Here is a 15,775-nt window from a genome sequence, read left to right as displayed (position 1 = left end):
GTGCAGCCGAATTGTTCGGCTATGCGCTGTCAAAGGCAGCGACCGATACCCTTTTGTCCGGAAATCGGTGGCAGGCGGTCGACACCCCGCAAACAAGATTTGGTGTCGAAAACCGAAAATTAAGCTGGTTGTAGCTAGGGCGGCGGACATGAAGATTGACAGAAAATTCACCAAATCCGGGCAGGATGCATATGCAGATCTGGAATTTGTTTCGGCAACATCCGAAATCCGCAACCCGGATGGGACAATTGTTTTCCGTCTCGAGAATATCGAAATCCCTTCAAGCTGGAGCCAGGTTGCCAGCGATGTCATCGCCCAAAAATATTTCCGCAAGGCTGGTGTTCCGTCCAAGCTGAAGAAAGTCAAAGAAAAGGACGTTCCCGAATTCCTGTGGCGCTCGGTTCCCGCTGAAGACGCTGAGTTTGACGGAGAAATCTCGTCCAAGCAGGTGTTCGATCGTCTGGCCGGCGCTTGGGCGTATTGGGGCTGGAAAGGCGGTTATTTCTCGACCGAGGATGACGCGCGCGCTTACTTTGATGAGATGCGCTATATGCTGGCGACCCAGCGCGCGGCGCCGAACTCGCCGCAATGGTTTAACACCGGTCTGCATTGGGCCTACGGGATCGACGGCCCGGCGCAGGGCCACCATTATGTCGACTACAAAACCGGCAAGCTGACCAAATCCAAATCCGCTTATGAACATCCGCAGCCGCACGCGTGCTTCATCCAGTCCGTTGATGATGATCTGGTGAACGAAGGCGGCATCATGGATCTGTGGGTGCGCGAGGCGCGCCTGTTCAAATATGGTTCGGGTACCGGGACCAACTTCAGCCATCTGCGTGCAGAAGGTGAGGCGCTGTCGGGTGGTGGCAAGTCCTCGGGCCTTATGGGCTTTCTCAAGATCGGCGACCGCGCCGCTGGCGCGATCAAATCAGGCGGGACAACCCGTCGAGCAGCAAAGATGGTGATCGTCGATGCAGATCACCCGGACATCGAGCATTTCATCGAATGGAAGGTGATCGAAGAGCAGAAGGTTGCCTCGATCGTTGCCGGATCGAAGATGCACGAGAAGATGCTGAACGGCATTTTCGAGGCCATCCGAAGCTGGGACGGCGCGCAAGACGACGCGTACGACCCCAACAAGAATGACAGCCTGAAGAAAGCGGTGCGCGAGGCGAAGAAATTCGCGATCCCAGAGACTTACATCAAGCGCGTGCTGGATTACGCGCGGCAGGGACACGACAGCATTGAGTTCCCGACCTACGACACCGACTGGGATTCGGAAGCCTACGGTTCGGTTTCGGGCCAGAACTCGAACAACTCGATCCGCGTTACCAACGCGTTCCTGACTGCCGTTGAGAAAGACGCCGATTGGGAGCTGATCAACCGCACCGACGGCAAGGTCGCCAAGACCGTCAAAGCACGCGATCTGTGGGAGAAGGTCGGCCACGCCGCGTGGGCCTGCGCTGACCCGGGCATCCAGTTCCACGACACCGTCAACGAATGGCACACTTGCCCCGAAGATGGTGAGATTCGCGGCTCGAACCCGTGCTCGGAATATATGTTCCTGGACGACACGGCCTGTAACCTGGCCTCGATGAACCTGCTGACCTTTCTCAAGGATGGTGAGTTTCAGGCGGCGGACTACATGCATGCTTCGCGCCTGTGGACCCTGACGCTGGAAATCTCGGTGACCATGGCGCAGTTCCCGTCGAAGGAAATCGCGCAGCTGTCTTATGACTTCCGCACGCTGGGTCTGGGTTACGCAAACATCGGCGGCCTGCTGATGAACATGGGCTACAGCTATGACTCGGATGAGGGGCGTGCGATCTGTGGCGCGTTGACTGCAATCATGACCGGTGTGGCCTATGCGACCTCGGCGGAGATTGCAGGCGAGCTTGGCCCGTTCAAAGGCTACGAGCGCAACGCCGACCATATGCTGCGCGTTATCCGCAACCATCGCCGTGCCGCACAAGGTGTGACCAATGGATATGAGAAACTGGCCGTCAAGCCGGTGCCTCTGGACCACGGCAACTGTCCGGACAAGCGTCTGATCGACCTGGCCATGTCCGCCTGGGATGAGGCGCTGAGCCTCGGTGAAAAGAACGGTTACCGCAATGCGCAGGCCACGGTGATCGCGCCGACCGGTACCATCGGCCTGGTGATGGATTGCGACACTACCGGGATCGAGCCGGACTTTGCGCTGGTGAAGTTCAAGAAGCTCGCGGGTGGCGGCTATTTCAAGATCATCAACCGCTCGGTGCCGTCGGCGCTGGAGAAGCTGGGCTATTCCTCGTCTCAGATTGAAGAGATCGTGGGTTATGCGGTTGGTCACGGCACCATCGGCAACGCGCCGGGGATTAACCACACCTCGCTGACCGGACATGGCTTTGGCCCGAATGAATTGGCCAAAGTGGATGCCGCGCTGGAAAGCGCCTTTGATATCCGGTTCGTCTTCAACCAGTGGACATTGGGCGAGGACTTCTGCACCGGCGTTTTGGGTATCCCAGCCACCAAGCTGAATGACCCGACATTCGATCTGCTGCGCCATCTGGGCTTTACCAAAGCGGATATCGACGCGGCGAACGACCATGTCTGCGGAACCATGACGCTGGAAGGTGCGCCGCATCTGAAAGAAGAACACTATTCGATCTTCGACTGCGCCAACCCATGCGGCAAGAAAGGCAAGCGTTTCCTTGGGGTTGATAGCCACATCACCATGATGGCAGCAGCGCAAAGCTTCATCTCGGGCGCGATCTCGAAAACGATCAACATGCCGAATGACGCGACCATCGAGGACTGCCAGAAGGCCTATGAATTGTCGTGGTCGTTGGGTGTGAAGGCCAACGCGCTGTATCGCGACGGCTCGAAACTGTCGCAGCCTCTGGCCGCGGCGCTGGTCGAGGATGACGACGAAGCGGCAGAAGTGCTGGAAAGCGGTTCGGCGCAGGAAAAAGCCGTCGTTCTGGCCGAGAAGGTGATCGAGAAGGTTGTGGTCAAGGAAATGATCCGCAGCCATCGCGAGAAACTGCCGCATCGCCGAAAGGGATATACTCAAAAGGCGATCGTGGGTGGCCACAAGGTCTATCTGCGGACCGGTGAATTCGAGGACGGCAAGCTGGGTGAGATTTTCATCGACATGCACAAGGAAGGTGCCGGCTTCCGGGCGATGATGAACAACTTTGCCATCGCTGTGTCGGTTGGTCTGCAATATGGCGTACCGCTTGAAGAGTTCGTGGATGCGTTCACCTTCACCAAGTTCGAACCGGCAGGGATGGTACAGGGCAACGACTCGATCAAGAACGCGACGTCGATCCTGGATTACATCTTCCGCGAACTGGCGGTGTCTTATCTCGACCGCACCGACCTGGCCCATGTGAAGCCCGAAGGCGCAACCTTTGATGATCTGGGCCGGGGAGAGGAAGACGGGTTGTCGAACGTTTCGGAAATTAGCGAAACTGCGGCGTCCAAGTCCCTGGAAGTACTGAAGCAAATCAGTTCGACTGGCTACCTTCGCAAGCGATTGCCGCAGGACCTGATGGTGTTCAATGGCGGGCAGTCCGGCGCGAACGGCATGGCCGAATCCGCAGCGCAATTTGCGGCACCGGTTGCGGAGACAGCCGTCGCGACCAGCATGGACGCCCGTACGAAGGCGAAGATGCAGGGATACGAGGGCGACCCGTGTGGAGAATGCGGAAACTACACGCTGGTGCGGAACGGTACCTGCATGAAATGCAACACCTGTGGCGCGACAAGCGGGTGTAGCTGACGTTTAGCGCCCTGGCACCCCGGGGCGCAGGGGTCGGATGCTGCCACAGTGACCGGCCCCGACGAATACGGAGAAAGGCTCTGAGACTTACCAACTGACCTTTCTCCACTCGGCCGACATGCCCGTGTTGGCCGGGAACAGGGTGGGGCGGAATATCGGTCCTTCCCACTCTTTCACGGGGCGGGTGCGCTCGTCCCATGCGCAGTCCAGGCCGCAGGCAAAAAAACACCGGGCGGTCAACGATACGAGCCTGGAAGGCGAAACTGACAGGGGGCTTCGGCCCCCTTTCTTTTTTGACCTGAGCAAAGCCTTGCCGGAATGCGCTCCTGTCATCGGGCAAGATCCGCCGAACAGAACCTCGAGTGTTTTTCTTGGCGGTGGACCGCAGATGCGACTCTGCAAAACACGCAATGATTGGCCTTAATTGCACACCCTCAACCATTGCGAGTGACAGAAGACGTCACTCGGGTGTTTCTGGGGCCTGTCCGGACAGAAAACAGACAACAAAACTCTCAGGAGGCACCGAAATGAAACGCCAAAATCTGGCTGTATTCTCAGCAATCGTACTTGGATTGCCCACACTGGCCGTCGCTCAATCCTCAGTGGACACAAACGGGGATGGCGTACTGACAATCGAAGAAGTGCAGGCAATTCTGCCCGATGTCGACGCAGACGGGTTCTCGGCCATGGATGCAAATGGCGACGGCGCGCTGGATCAGGCCGAGATTGCCGTCGCACAGGAAGCGGGTTTGCTTCCATCCAGTGACGGCTAAATCCGGGTGCGGGAAAGCGGCCTGAGCATTTCAGGCCGCTTTTCAGTGTCTCATCTCGGCAAGTGAATGTTGAATCTGCTTCGAAGTTCAGCATCCAACAGCGGGTCGAATTGTGCCGGCGACGGTGCTGACAGGATTTCCTCTTTTCGCTTGATCGCTTTCTCAATCAGATCAGGTTTGCCGAGTTCCACCCATTCCTTGGGTGAGGAGCGATCGCCGAAGGTCGGATAGACATAATCTGCCTGCATGCGGCTGAGCGTTGCATCCGTGCCAAGATAGTGACCCGGTCCGCCCATGCAGACGGCCGCCATCTGGTCCAGCGCCAAAGTTTCGTCCGTCACTTCGATCCCGCGCACGCAGCGCTGCGCCTGGCCGATCAGGTCATCGCTGAGGATCAGGCTTTCAAAGCAGAAGCCCAACAATGAGGCGTGCATTCCAGCCGCTTCGTAGACCATGTTCAGGCCCGACAATCCGGCCATAACGTTCGAGCACATCTGCTCCCACCCGGCCTGCATGTCCGGCAGTTTCGCATCCGATGCTCCGGCGGCGGCACCGCCCGGAAGGTCGTAGAACCTGTGCATCTGGGCGCAGCCCGCGGTCAGAAGGGCCTGTTCACCCGAACCGATGGACATCGCGCCGGTGCGCAGGTCCAGACCAAAAGGCCAGGTGCCAAAAACGGCTGGCGCACCGGGTTTGACGGCATTGACGTAAACCAGACCGGCCAGGCATTCTGCCGTTGCCTGTGTGATGGCACCCGCAATCGTCGAGGGCGCAGTTGCCCCGGCCATTCCCGCCGACAGCAGCAGCACCGGCATCCCGGCCTTGATGCATTCTTCCATCACTTCGCAGCTTTCCGTTGCGAATTTCATTGGCGGAACGACAAAGCAATTCGAGTTGGACATGAACGGCCGCTCGCGCCATTTGTCCTCTCCACCGGCGATCATGTGGAGCATTTCTATCGCCGGGGCAACGTGGCTGGGTTCGGTAAAGGATGTGCCGATATGCTTGAACGTGCCCGAGGTCGTGGCGTAGACCGTGTTCATATCCATCTCAAGGTTGTCCGCAATATCGCGGCAAACCATCGGACGCTGCACAAAGTGAATGTTGTCAAGCTGCTGGCAGATGCGTGATGCGTCATGCAGATCCTGCACGGTCGAATCGCGGTATTCCTGACCATGTACATCGACCATGCTGACAGCAGCGCCGGCCGTGCCGTAATGAACACGCGTGCCTGACAGTTCCAGATCGGTCTTTCCATCCCGGCTGTAAAGCGTCACGGAACGCTTGGCTTTGGCGATGGTATCTTCCACCAGCGCACGCGGGAACCGGATGCGACCGTCATCACCCAGGGTACAGCCTGCGGCAACAAGATAATCGATCCCGCTTTGCGGCGCATCCGCCAGGCCGATCGTTTCCAGCGCTGTCAGCGCAGCTTCATGAATGCGTTCCAACTGTGCCTGGGTCAGCACGTTCAGGGTGCCGCCCTCCATCCCGGGCCGCACGGGGCGCAGGTGATCGGGCAGGGCAGAGGCACGGGCGGCACGGCGCGCGGAGCGTCCGCCGCTGCGAGAGGAAGTACGGGTTTGGTCGTTCATGTGTTTGGTCCGGATTAAGAGCTGTTCCTGAAGAGTGGCTTAATTCACCCTTGGAATGGCCTTCCCCGCGCCGCACGTCCGCGGTCCGCACCAATGGTGCGGCTAATCAGGCGAATTTTCCAGTAGTCGCTTTTCATGCGGACCTCTTTCGTTGGCCGTAGTTATCCTTCACCCGGCGAAATGATCTGTCCTGTTTGCGACCCAAACTTAGAAATAGGTCGCCATTGCTCCCTTTCTTTGTCGAATGGGTTTCAGCGTGAGATTTCTTCCCGTTCGGGTGGAAATCTGATATAGTCGGATCACTATTTATTAACCTGTCTGTTGTCAGAATTGAAATATCGGTTCTCGGACCCAATGTTCGGGTAAATGGTTTGTAAGCGCCCCGAAATTCCCGCTCATCGGGGCTGTAACATGTTGGAGACGTGAATGAAATTCAGCACGGCCCTCATTGTCGCAGTGACAATGTTAAGCGCCGTCCCGGCAGTCGCCGAGGATTGGACCGGGGGTTATGCAGGATTCAGCTTTGGGTATACTGAAGCGGACGGCCCCAACGGATCCAGCGGTGACGATTCCAGTTTTGGACTCCATGTCGGCTATGACCACGATTTCGGAAGCTTCGTTCTGGGAAGCGAACTGGAATACAATCACCTGTCGCTGAACCTCGGTCAGGGGGAAGGGACATTAGACAGTCTGACACGGCTGAAACTGCGCGGCGGGTACGACTTCGGACCGGCGCTGGGGTATGTGGTGGTCGGGGCCGCACGGATCGATACGTCCGCCGACAATGACACGGCGGCGGTCTACGGAATTGGCGTTGCCTATCCGGTCAATGACAGATTTATCATCAGTGGCGAGGCGCTACGTCAGAATTTTGACAATGTGACCCGATCAAATGGCAGTCTCGGCGCCAACACGTTCAATCTGCGAACGACCTTCCGGTTCTGATCACTGGTTCGGCTTCTCCCGGGAGCGTTCATTGCCAAATCAAGCAGTGTTTGCAGCGCTGCAATGAAGAGGTCGTTTTCGATCGTCATCGCAACCCGGATGTAACCAGCCGCAACGCTGCCCAAGCTCTCACCTTGCCTCACCGCAATGGAATGCGTTTCGAGCAGCGCCTTTGCAAATGCCTCACCACTTCGCCTGTTGATACGAACATTCAGCATCAAATACATGTCCCCTGTTTGGGCACCAGCCTGACAACGTTCCGAGTGCTCAACAGTTTGATAGCCAAGGTTCGCCGATTGCGGACGAGTTCCGAGAATTCCTGTTTCATATCACTGCCCGAGTTCAACGCAATACTCACGGCGTCCTGAATAGACCCGGGAACACCATTCATGGTGTGTGTTGCCAGATTAACCAGTTGGGAGTTGACGTCTTCAATCTCGACGATCCAACTGCGGCGCGAACCTGTCGTAAAAAGTGATTTGGACATTGAGCCGACGACCAAGATGCGTTCGGCCATACCCGGCTTAGTATGAGGCGAAATATGGACGCCACCCCAAACCTGAGTATCATCGACTTCGTCCGAAATCAGTCAAAGGTCGCGTGTTCGGCAAATACCAGAGATGCTTTGAAACGGGTCGGCGGAAAAGACCGCTCCGGTTGGATTGGTGGGCAAGGTTGATCTGCAAGGACAACGCCCCAGTCGGCTGCGGTATCGCTCCGTTCTGCGCTTGGCGGGAACTCGTTTTTCGGCCGGGTCTGAATGGCGTTGTATTGTCAATCAGCTACGAGGTGGCAACTCAGCCTGTACTTTTTTGGTAAGCGATTTGCGCACAATGTCATAGGAAGCGGTCAGCCGGTGGCGCATCTCGTCGGCATCCGTTTCCCATGGCAGCAGCAACCAGCTGCGGTGGAAATAGGGCGCTTTGGTGCCGACGCCCGCTTCGATCAGCATCTGCGCAGTGTCGACATCAGGGGTTTTTACTGAAACGCCGGTGCCCGCCGTGCCAATGCAGGCAAACATCTTGCCGCCAATCTTCCACGCGTCATGACCGCCACCCCAGGGGTCGGACACTTCCGCTCCGGGTAGGTCACGGCATATGGAGTTCACGAGATCTCGGCTCATACAAGGCAGAGTGCCCCGCCATCCGCGCGATCACAAGCCTTGGCTTGTCGTGCTTTACGTGGTAATCGGTCCTCATGAACCGGATGACCTGCATCATTATCTGCTGCATTACCTGCTGATTTCTCAAGCGGGCCGGTTTCTTTCGTTTTCATCCCTGAGACAAGTTGCTAAGCCCGCGCCAACGCGCAAGCTACTGCTGTTTCTTAGGAGCCCACCAGATGACGACCATCAGACTGCACAACACACGGACGCGGACGAAGGAAGATTTCGTGCCGATCGATGCCGACAATGTGCGGATGTATGTCTGCGGCCCGACCGTCTATGACCGTGCGCATCTGGGCAATGCCCGGCCCGTGGTGGTGTTCGATGTACTTTATCGATTGCTGCGGCATGTCTACGGCCCGGAACATGTGACCTATGTGCGCAACTTCACGGATGTGGATGACAAGATAAATGCGACGGCGCTGGCCCGAAAGCAGGCAGGCGCGTTCGGGTCGCTTGAGCAGTTGGTGCAGGAGCGTTCGGATGAAACCATCGGCTGGTATCTGCACGACATGGGCGCCCTGGGGGCGCTGGAGCCGAACGAGATGCCGCGAGCGACACAATTTGTCGAGCAGATGATTGCAATGATCGAAGACCTGATCGCAAAGGGGCACGCTTATGCCGCCGAAGGTCATGTGCTGTTCGCGGTGGACAGTTGGAAGGAAGAATACGGAAACCTGTCTGGGCGGTCGGTCGACGACATGATCGCAGGCGCGCGTGTCGAGGTTGCGCCCTATAAGAAGAATCCGATGGATTTTGTGCTGTGGAAGCCCTCGACCGATGAGTTGCCTGGTTGGGAGTCACCCTGGGGCCGTGGACGTCCGGGATGGCATATCGAATGCTCGGCCATGGCTTATGAACTCTTGGGCGAAAGCTTCGACATTCATGGGGGCGGCAATGACCTTATGTTCCCGCATCATGAGAACGAAATCGCCCAAAGCAAGTGCGCGCATCCGCATGGTGAGTTCGCAAGGGTCTGGCTGCACAATGAGATGTTGCAGGTCGAAGGGAAGAAAATGTCCAAATCGCTGGGCAATTTCTTTACCGTACATGATCTGCTGGAGCAGGGTGTGCCGGGCGAGGTGATCCGCTTTGTGTTCCTGCAAACTCACTACCGCAAGCCCATGGACTGGACGGAGAAAAAGGCGCGCGAGGCCGAGGGAACGCTGCGCAAATGGCGGACGCTGACAGCGGGCATCGAGCCCGCCGGCAGCGTGACACCCGCGTTTGTGGAGGCGCTGGCCGATGATCTGAATACTGCGGGTGCCGTCGCGGAACTGCACCGGCTCGCAGCGAACGGGGACGCTGCTGGTTTGTTGGCTGGTGCTCGTCTTCTTGGGCTACTGACGGATGAGATGGGAGACTGGGCGCATACAGATAGCGTCGATTTGTCCGGCCATGCCGAAAAGCTTGTTCAGGCGCGGGCTGCTGCCATGCAGAGCAAGGATTTCGCTGAAGTGGATCGTCTGAAAGCCTTGTACGTTTCCGCAGGCATTGAAGTTCGGATGAGCAAGGACGGTGTCGAACTGGTCCCCGGCGCGGGCTTTGATGCATCCAAGCTGGAAGGTGTGTGATGACCAAGGAACGGCTCTATCTTTATGACACCACCCTGCGCGATGGGCAGCAGACACAGGGCGTTCAGTTCTCTACCGCCGAAAAGGTCCAGATCGCGCAGGCGCTGGATGCGCTGGGGATTGACTATATCGAAGGCGGCTGGCCGGGTGCCAACCCGACGGACAGTGCGTTTTTCGATGTGGCACCAAAGACTTCGGCTTGTCTGACCGCGTTCGGGATGACCAAACGCTCGGGTCGGTCCGCAGACAATGATGACGTTCTGGCGGCGGTGATGAACGCAGGGACGCAGGCGGTTTGTCTGGTGGGGAAATCACATGATTATCACGTGACCGACGCGCTTGGCATCGACCTTGCGGAAAACACCGAGAACGTACGCGCCTCGGTCGCGCATGTCGTGGCGCAGGGTCGCGAGGCTTTGTTCGATGCCGAGCATTTCTTTGATGGATACAAGGACAATCCGGACTATGCGATCTCGGTTTGTCGCGCAGCACTGGACGCCGGTGCGCGCTGGGTTGTGTTGTGTGACACTAATGGTGGTGCCTTGCCTGCGGAGGTCGGGCGCATCGTTTCCGAGGTGATTGCCGCCGGGCTGCCTGGGGATCGTCTGGGTATTCACACCCATAACGACACGGAAAACGCCGTGGCCTGTTCGCTGGCCGCGGTAGATGCAGGCGCGCGCCAGATACAGGGTACGCTGAACGGATTGGGCGAGCGATGCGGCAACGCCAATCTGACTGCTCTGATTCCGACCCTGTTGCTGAAGGAACCCTATGCCTCGGCCTATGAGGTCGGTGTCAGTCGCGAAGCCTTGTCAGGTCTGACGCGGATCAGCCGGATGCTGGACGACATATTGAACCGGGTGCCCAGCAAGCAATCGGCTTATGTCGGGGCCTCGGCCTTCGCGCACAAGGCAGGGCTGCATGCCAGCGCGATTCTTAAGGACCCGTCGACTTATGAACATGTCGACCCGGCGACTGTTGGCAATTCGCGCATCATTCCGATGTCGAACCAGGCCGGGCAATCGAACCTGCGCAAACGCCTGACCGAAGCCGGGCTGACGGTCGAAGCCGGCGATCCGGCGCTGGGGCGCATACTGGAGCGGATCAAGCAGCGCGAAGCGGTCGGGTATTCCTACGACACCGCGCAGGCGAGCTTTGAATTGCTGGCCCGGGCGGAACTGGGGCAACTGCCTCAGTTCTTCGAGGTCAAGCGTTACAAAGTCACGGTTGAGCGGCGCAAGAACAAATACAATAAGATGGTCAGCCTCTCCGAGGCCGTCGTTGTAGTGAAGGTCGACGGGGAAAAGAAACTGTCGGTCAGTGAATCGCTGGACGGCGACGGCAGCGACCGGGGCCCGGTCAACGCCCTCGCCAAGGCGTTGGCCAAAGATCTGGGTCAGTATTCGCGGATACTGAATGACATGCATCTGGTCGACTTCAAGGTGCGCATTACTCAGGGCGGCACCGAGGCGGTCACGCGGGTCATTATCGACAGCGAAGACGGGCAGGGACGCCGATGGTCGACTGTTGGTGTCAGTGCCAACATAGTTGATGCCTCGTTTGAGGCCCTGCTGGATGCGATCCAGTGGAAACTGGTGCGCGACTGCAATCCGCGCTCGGAAGCAGCTGAGTGAGCGTGAAATTCGACGACGATCTCAAGGCCTGTGCGCAACTGGTGCACCGGGCGGATCCGGATCGATTCATGGCGGCAATGGCTGCCCCGGTTCCTGCACGCGCGGTACTGTTTCCTATCTACGCACTGAATGTCGAAGTTGCGAGGGCGCCGTGGGTGACGCAAGAGCCGATGATCGCGGAAATGCGCCTGCAATGGTGGCGAGATGCGCTTCAGGAAATCGCCCAAGGCCCGACGGTGCGACGGCATGAGGTCGTGACGCCGCTATCCAGGGTTCTCAACCCTCATCTGGCCTCGGTTATGGATGAATATGTGGCGGTAAGGCGTTGGGATATCTACAAAGACCCTTTCGAAGATGAAGAGCACTTCGATACCTATATCGGCCAGAGTGCGGGGACATTGATGGTCGCGTCAGCGCAGGCGCTTGGCGCTGCAGATGAAGCCGTTTTGCGCGATTTTGGCTATGGCGTCGGGGTCGCCAACTGGTTCCGCGCCATCCCCGAGCTTGAGGCGCGCGGCCGCATTCCTTTGTTGAATGGAACACCCGATGCCGTACGCGCATTGGCGCAGGCTGGGCTGGATCGGCTGAACAGCGCGCGCGCAAGGCGGGCGGATGTTTCAGTGCAGGCCAGACCCGCGTTGTTTGCGGGATGGCAGGCGGACTGGGTGTTGAAGCAGGCGCTGGCACAGCCTGAACGCGTCGCCAATGGCACATTGTGGCAAGGGGAAGTCAGGCGCCGCGCGTCACTGATGTGGCGGTCCGTCAGCGGTCGCTGGTAATGCGCCGATCAGGCTGTTTCGGCCTCGGCCGGTTTCAGAACCAGCCACAACAATGCGCCACCGGCCAGCGTCAACAATGGGATCATGGCGAGATTGACGGCCGTCCACCCCTCGACCGGTGAACCGCCCGAACAGTTCATCAATCCATCCGATGCCAGCGACGCCAGAGTAACACCGCCAAATACCAGCAGATCGTTCAGTCCCTGCATCCGTCCACGCTCGTTTACGTCGTGCGAGTCCGCGAGCATGCTGGTCGCGCCGATAAAGCCGAAATTCCAGCCGATCCCGAGCAGGATCAGGGCAACAAAGAAATTGCCAAGCTCAACGCCTTGCAGGGCAACGACGCCGGCCGCTGCCAGAATGGCCAGCCCGAGCGCGACGATCTTTTCAACCCCGAACCGTGCTATCAGTTGGCCGGTGAAGAAGCTGGGGACATACATCGCCAGAACATGGCTGGTAACGATATCCGCCGCATCATTCGGGCTGAAACCGCAACCTACAACCGCCAGTGGAGTGGATGTCATTACAAGGTTCATCAGCGCATAGGACACCATGGCGCAAATCACCGCCACCGCAATGCGCGGCGTCCGGAGCATTTCGATCCGCGTTCTGCCCTTCGGCGCGTCTTCGGCGGGTTTTTCCGGTGTGGGAATATCGAGGAAAAAGAACAGGGCCGACCCGAATACGTTTACGGCAATCACGGCCAGATAGGTGCCGAGAAATGGAATGACATACGCTTGCGCCGTCAGCTTGACGATCTGGGGTCCTATGATTGCAGCGGCAAGCCCACCGGCCATGACGTAGGAAATCGCCTTCGGACGAAAGCCGTCTGACGCAGTATCGGCGGCGGCAAAACGGTAAAAGCCATGTGCGCTCATATAGATACCGGTCAACAGGCTGCCCAGCAGGAAGATCGGGAAAGACCCCAGGTACAGGCCGTACGCCCCGACAACGCCACCACAAGCTCCGGCAGTCGCACCAACCAGAAAACCCACCCGGCGACCCCATTTCTGCATGATCGCCGAGATCGGTGTGGCGGCCAGCATCGACCCCAGCACGATCAGTGAGATAGGCAATGTTGCAAGGCAGGGGTTGCTGGCCAACGACTGCCCCGCCAACCCGCCGACAATGAACATCATCGGCATTTGCGCGCCCAGAATGGCCTGCGCGGCAACCAGAACCGCTACGTTGCGTTTGGCCTGAGAATTGTCGGGAGAGGCAGTGATCATCGTCATGGGGCATGGGTATCGGTGAAATCCCCGGCACACAAGCGGGTTGCATATGCGGCATATGTGCCTAACGTGCGGCCCGTATCACATTATGGAGAGGCCATGTCCGTCGGACGCATCATCGAAACGCCCGAATGCGTTGCCGAAGGGGCAGGGTGGCTGGCAGAAACCTGTCCGCGCATGACCTACGCGATGGACCAAACCGGGCCATTGCCCTTGCGTCGTCGCCCGGATGGATTTGCGCAGCTGCTCAGTGCGATTGTCAGCCAGCAAGTCAGCGTGGCCTCGGCCAATGCGATCTGGAAACGGCTGCAGGATGCCAAGCTCACTGGACCGCGCAAGATCATGTGGGCGACTGATGACGATCTGCGCGCCGTGGGGCTGAGCCGTCAGAAAATCCGATACGCCCGCGCGCTGGCCGAAGCACGTATTGATTACAGGGCATTGCGCGATGCTCCTAACGCGGATGTTGTGGCCACATTGACAGAAGTGCCGGGCATCGGCGTCTGGACCGCCGAGATCTACGCGATGTTCTCGTTGGGCCGCGCGGACGTGATCGCGCCTGGGGACCTGGCATTGCAGGAGGCTGCGCGAATTCTGTACGACCTGCCAAAACGCCCGACGGACAAGGAGTTGCGTCAAATGGCCGAAGCCTGGTCACCGTGGCGGTCGGTTGCGGCGCGGGTATTGTGGGCCTATTACCGGGTCGCGAAAGAACGAGAAGGGATCAGATGACACGGGTTTTGAATGCGCTCCGGAAAGAGCCGGTCTCGGGCGACACACGCTCGGTTGTGGTGTTCGTGCACGGCTATGGTGCCAACGGGGCTGACCTTTTGGGGCTGGCGGACGTGCTGGGTGACCATCTGCCTGACACGCTGTTTGTGGCACCCGATGCACCCGAACAGATCTCCGGCATGCCCAATGGGTATCAGTGGTTTCCGATCCCCTGGATTGACGGCTCGTCCGAAGAAGAGGCGCGCAGGGGGATGGCGATGGCGGTTGAGGATTTCAACGCCTTTCTTGATGCTTTGATGGTGGACGAGGACGTGCTGCCCGAACAGGTGGTGCTGTTCGGCTTTTCGCAGGGCACCATGATGAGCCTGCACGTCGCCCCCCGGCGCGAAGACCCGGTTGCCGGTATCGTGGCCTTCTCGGGCCGGTTGCTGGAGCCTGACATGCTGGCGGAGGAGACCGTCAGCCGCATGCCGATTCTACTGGTCCACGGCGATTCTGATGATGTCGTGCCTCCGCAATCGCTTCCCGAGGCGGCGGAAGCTTTGCAAGGGGCTGGTTTCAAAGAGATTTACGCACATGTCATGAAGGGCACAGGCCACGGAATCGATCCTGACGGCCTTGGCGTGGCCTTGGCGTTCATGCGCGACAAGTTGAGCTTGTAAGCCTTTCTGAGAGCCAAATAACGAAGTAGTGGGCGCGGGTTTCTCCGCCCCCAGTTTTCTGAGATTGCAACACGGCTGCATGGAACCATCCTGCTTTGCAGATTAGCTGCGTTTTGTATGCCACTGCTTTGTCTGGGCGATCACACCTCGCGGATCAAAGCCTAACAGTCAATTATTCGCGCCTTGAGCCGCGAAGAAGTGATTTGGCAAACCCCAATAGACGCGCTTCAATGAGGTCAGGGAGGTTTGCCATGAAGAATCCGGAGTCCTTTGAAAAGTTCTACTTCGCCAAAGTCGGGATGGGCGAGGCTTGTGGCTGCGCCGAACGCATTATTGATGTCTTCGAGTTCAACAGAATGGGAGGTGCGCACTCAAAGCAAGCTGTGAAACGCGAGGGTGGAAAACGCCGATCCTTTCGGGCCTGGGCTGTCAAATACGGTCTTCTGAGCCGAAAACGGCAAAGCTAGCGCAAAACCCTCTGTAGAGTTTTGGGAAGCTCATTGTCAGTCGTTTGGAAACAGTTCGTCCGGCCCAAGGTGAACTCGCATAATACACTTTGTTCATCCCATTTTCTTGTTTCTTTCCACTCAACACCGGCCACCTAGTGTTTTGGTTGCTGAATCCGATTATGTGGGTAAGCTCGTTACCAGCAACCTAACTGCTGACGGTAGATGCGAGTCGGGTTGGAAGTGTTTCGGTCTCTTATATTTACGTTCAGGCGAACACTTGTATGATGAAGTGGCTTCCGGAATTTATCTTTAAGGAACAGGATAATACGCAAATATCCTAATGGATAATTCCTGGTCGGTACTATCGTTATTTGGCTGGTGGTGCCCAAGGAGAGACTCGAACTCTCACGCCCGTGAAGGCGGGGGATTTTGAATCCCCTGCGTCTACCATTCCGCCACTTGGGCC

At 58.1% G+C, this 15,775-nt stretch carries 13 protein-coding genes and 1 tRNA gene; 9 read left to right on the top strand and 5 right to left on the bottom strand.

Annotated features, from left to right (window positions below; all coding sequences use genetic code 11):
- Window positions 1-148: 148 nt before the first annotated feature.
- Complete coding sequence (locus AC2FIR_RS06635; protein ID WP_496743992.1) at window positions 149-3,769, top strand: vitamin B12-dependent ribonucleotide reductase; 3,621 nt, start codon at window positions 149-151, stop codon at window positions 3,767-3,769.
- Between the two features lie 527 nt (window positions 3,770-4,296).
- Window positions 4,297-4,542 (top strand): EF-hand domain-containing protein, encoded by a 246-nt coding sequence (locus AC2FIR_RS06630; RefSeq protein WP_170614941.1) that lies wholly within the window; start codon window positions 4,297-4,299, stop codon window positions 4,540-4,542.
- 50 nt (window positions 4,543-4,592) lie between these two features.
- Here the strand turns inward: AC2FIR_RS06630 and AC2FIR_RS06625 are convergent, their stop codons facing one another.
- Window positions 4,593-6,137 carry a trimethylamine methyltransferase family protein gene (locus tag AC2FIR_RS06625; RefSeq protein WP_496743994.1) on the bottom strand — a complete coding sequence of 515 codons (1,545 nt, stop codon included), beginning with the start codon at window positions 6,135-6,137 and terminating at the stop codon, window positions 4,593-4,595.
- A 426-nt stretch (window positions 6,138-6,563) separates the two neighbouring features.
- On the opposite strand from AC2FIR_RS06625, the gene AC2FIR_RS06620 reads away from it, so the two are divergent.
- Window positions 6,564-7,082, top strand: coding sequence for an outer membrane protein (locus AC2FIR_RS06620; RefSeq protein ID WP_170677256.1), 519 nt, complete (start codon window positions 6,564-6,566; stop codon window positions 7,080-7,082).
- 217 nt (window positions 7,083-7,299) lie between these two features.
- On the opposite strand, the gene AC2FIR_RS06615 is transcribed toward AC2FIR_RS06620, so the two are convergent.
- Window positions 7,300-7,599, bottom strand: coding sequence for an aminotransferase class I/II-fold pyridoxal phosphate-dependent enzyme (locus AC2FIR_RS06615; protein ID WP_496743997.1), 300 nt, complete (start codon window positions 7,597-7,599; stop codon window positions 7,300-7,302).
- Between the two features lie 261 nt (window positions 7,600-7,860).
- On the bottom strand, window positions 7,861-8,205 hold the full coding sequence (locus AC2FIR_RS06610) for an MmcQ/YjbR family DNA-binding protein (RefSeq protein WP_170614945.1): 345 nt from the start codon (window positions 8,203-8,205) through the stop codon (window positions 7,861-7,863).
- Between the two features lie 218 nt (window positions 8,206-8,423).
- Between AC2FIR_RS06610 and cysS the strand changes: the two genes are divergently transcribed.
- Genes cysS through AC2FIR_RS06595 form a run of 3 tightly spaced genes read left to right on the top strand, consistent with a single transcriptional unit; the run spans window position 8,424 to window position 12,234 of the window.
- Window positions 8,424-9,821, top strand: a complete 1,398-nt coding sequence (cysS, locus tag AC2FIR_RS06605; RefSeq protein ID WP_496743998.1) for a cysteine--tRNA ligase — start codon at window positions 8,424-8,426, stop codon at window positions 9,819-9,821.
- Window positions 9,821-11,455 carry a citramalate synthase gene (gene cimA / locus AC2FIR_RS06600; RefSeq protein WP_496743999.1) on the top strand — a complete coding sequence of 545 codons (1,635 nt, stop codon included), beginning with the start codon at window positions 9,821-9,823 and terminating at the stop codon, window positions 11,453-11,455. Before cysS ends, cimA begins: the two co-directional genes overlap by 1 nt.
- Window positions 11,456-11,457: 2 nt before the next feature.
- Window positions 11,458-12,234 carry a squalene/phytoene synthase family protein gene (locus tag AC2FIR_RS06595; protein ID WP_321254928.1) on the top strand — a complete coding sequence of 259 codons (777 nt, stop codon included), beginning with the start codon at window positions 11,458-11,460 and terminating at the stop codon, window positions 12,232-12,234.
- Between the two features lie 8 nt (window positions 12,235-12,242).
- Here AC2FIR_RS06595 and AC2FIR_RS06590 read toward each other — a convergent pair whose 3' ends face one another.
- Window positions 12,243-13,469: an MFS transporter gene (locus AC2FIR_RS06590; protein WP_496744001.1), complete on the bottom strand. Its 1,227-nt coding sequence runs from the start codon at window positions 13,467-13,469 to the stop codon at window positions 12,243-12,245.
- A 96-nt stretch (window positions 13,470-13,565) separates the two neighbouring features.
- Here AC2FIR_RS06590 and AC2FIR_RS06585 point away from each other — a divergent pair, with 96 nt between their 5' ends.
- The 3 genes from AC2FIR_RS06585 to AC2FIR_RS06575 all read left to right on the top strand — a co-directional run bounded on the left by AC2FIR_RS06585 (window position 13,566) and on the right by AC2FIR_RS06575 (window position 15,327).
- A complete protein-coding gene (locus AC2FIR_RS06585) occupies window positions 13,566-14,198 on the top strand; it encodes a DNA-3-methyladenine glycosylase family protein (RefSeq protein ID WP_496744003.1) in 633 nt (210 codons plus the stop codon).
- Window positions 14,195-14,860 (top strand): alpha/beta hydrolase, encoded by a 666-nt coding sequence (locus tag AC2FIR_RS06580; protein WP_496744006.1) that lies wholly within the window; start codon window positions 14,195-14,197, stop codon window positions 14,858-14,860. The genes AC2FIR_RS06585 and AC2FIR_RS06580 overlap by 4 nt, the downstream gene beginning before the upstream one ends.
- A 251-nt stretch (window positions 14,861-15,111) precedes the next feature.
- Window positions 15,112-15,327: a hypothetical protein gene (locus AC2FIR_RS06575; RefSeq protein WP_170677246.1), complete on the top strand. Its 216-nt coding sequence runs from the start codon at window positions 15,112-15,114 to the stop codon at window positions 15,325-15,327.
- 361 nt (window positions 15,328-15,688) lie between these two features.
- On the opposite strand, the gene AC2FIR_RS06570 is transcribed toward AC2FIR_RS06575, so the two are convergent.
- Window positions 15,689-15,774, bottom strand: a tRNA-Leu gene (locus tag AC2FIR_RS06570).
- Window position 15,775: the final 1 nt, after the last annotated feature.

Source organism: Ruegeria sp. CDSB136, assembly GCF_059610965.1.
The sequence above is the reverse complement of the archived record's forward strand: the minus strand, read 5'-3'. Positions and strand labels throughout refer to the sequence as shown.

Excerpts from the sequence above, each read along its gene's own strand:
- AC2FIR_RS06635 (WP_496743992.1), top strand. The coding sequence starts at position 149 with ATGAAGATTGACAGAAAATTCACCAAATCCGGGCAGGATGCATATGCA.
- AC2FIR_RS06630 (WP_170614941.1), top strand. The coding sequence starts at position 4,297 with ATGAAACGCCAAAATCTGGCTGTATTCTCAGCAATCGTACTTGGATTG.
- AC2FIR_RS06625 (WP_496743994.1), bottom strand. The coding sequence starts at position 6,137 with ATGAACGACCAAACCCGTACTTCCTCTCGCAGCGGCGGACGCTCCGCG.
- AC2FIR_RS06620 (WP_170677256.1), top strand. The coding sequence starts at position 6,564 with ATGAAATTCAGCACGGCCCTCATTGTCGCAGTGACAATGTTAAGCGCC.
- AC2FIR_RS06615 (WP_496743997.1), bottom strand. The coding sequence starts at position 7,599 with ATGGCCGAACGCATCTTGGTCGTCGGCTCAATGTCCAAATCACTTTTT.
- AC2FIR_RS06610 (WP_170614945.1), bottom strand. The coding sequence starts at position 8,205 with ATGAGCCGAGATCTCGTGAACTCCATATGCCGTGACCTACCCGGAGCG.
- cysS (WP_496743998.1), top strand. The coding sequence starts at position 8,424 with ATGACGACCATCAGACTGCACAACACACGGACGCGGACGAAGGAAGAT.
- cimA (WP_496743999.1), top strand. The coding sequence starts at position 9,821 with ATGACCAAGGAACGGCTCTATCTTTATGACACCACCCTGCGCGATGGG.
- AC2FIR_RS06590 (WP_496744001.1), bottom strand. The coding sequence starts at position 13,469 with ATGACGATGATCACTGCCTCTCCCGACAATTCTCAGGCCAAACGCAAC.
- AC2FIR_RS06585 (WP_496744003.1), top strand. The coding sequence starts at position 13,566 with ATGTCCGTCGGACGCATCATCGAAACGCCCGAATGCGTTGCCGAAGGG.
- AC2FIR_RS06580 (WP_496744006.1), top strand. The coding sequence starts at position 14,195 with ATGACACGGGTTTTGAATGCGCTCCGGAAAGAGCCGGTCTCGGGCGAC.
- AC2FIR_RS06575 (WP_170677246.1), top strand. The coding sequence starts at position 15,112 with ATGAAGAATCCGGAGTCCTTTGAAAAGTTCTACTTCGCCAAAGTCGGG.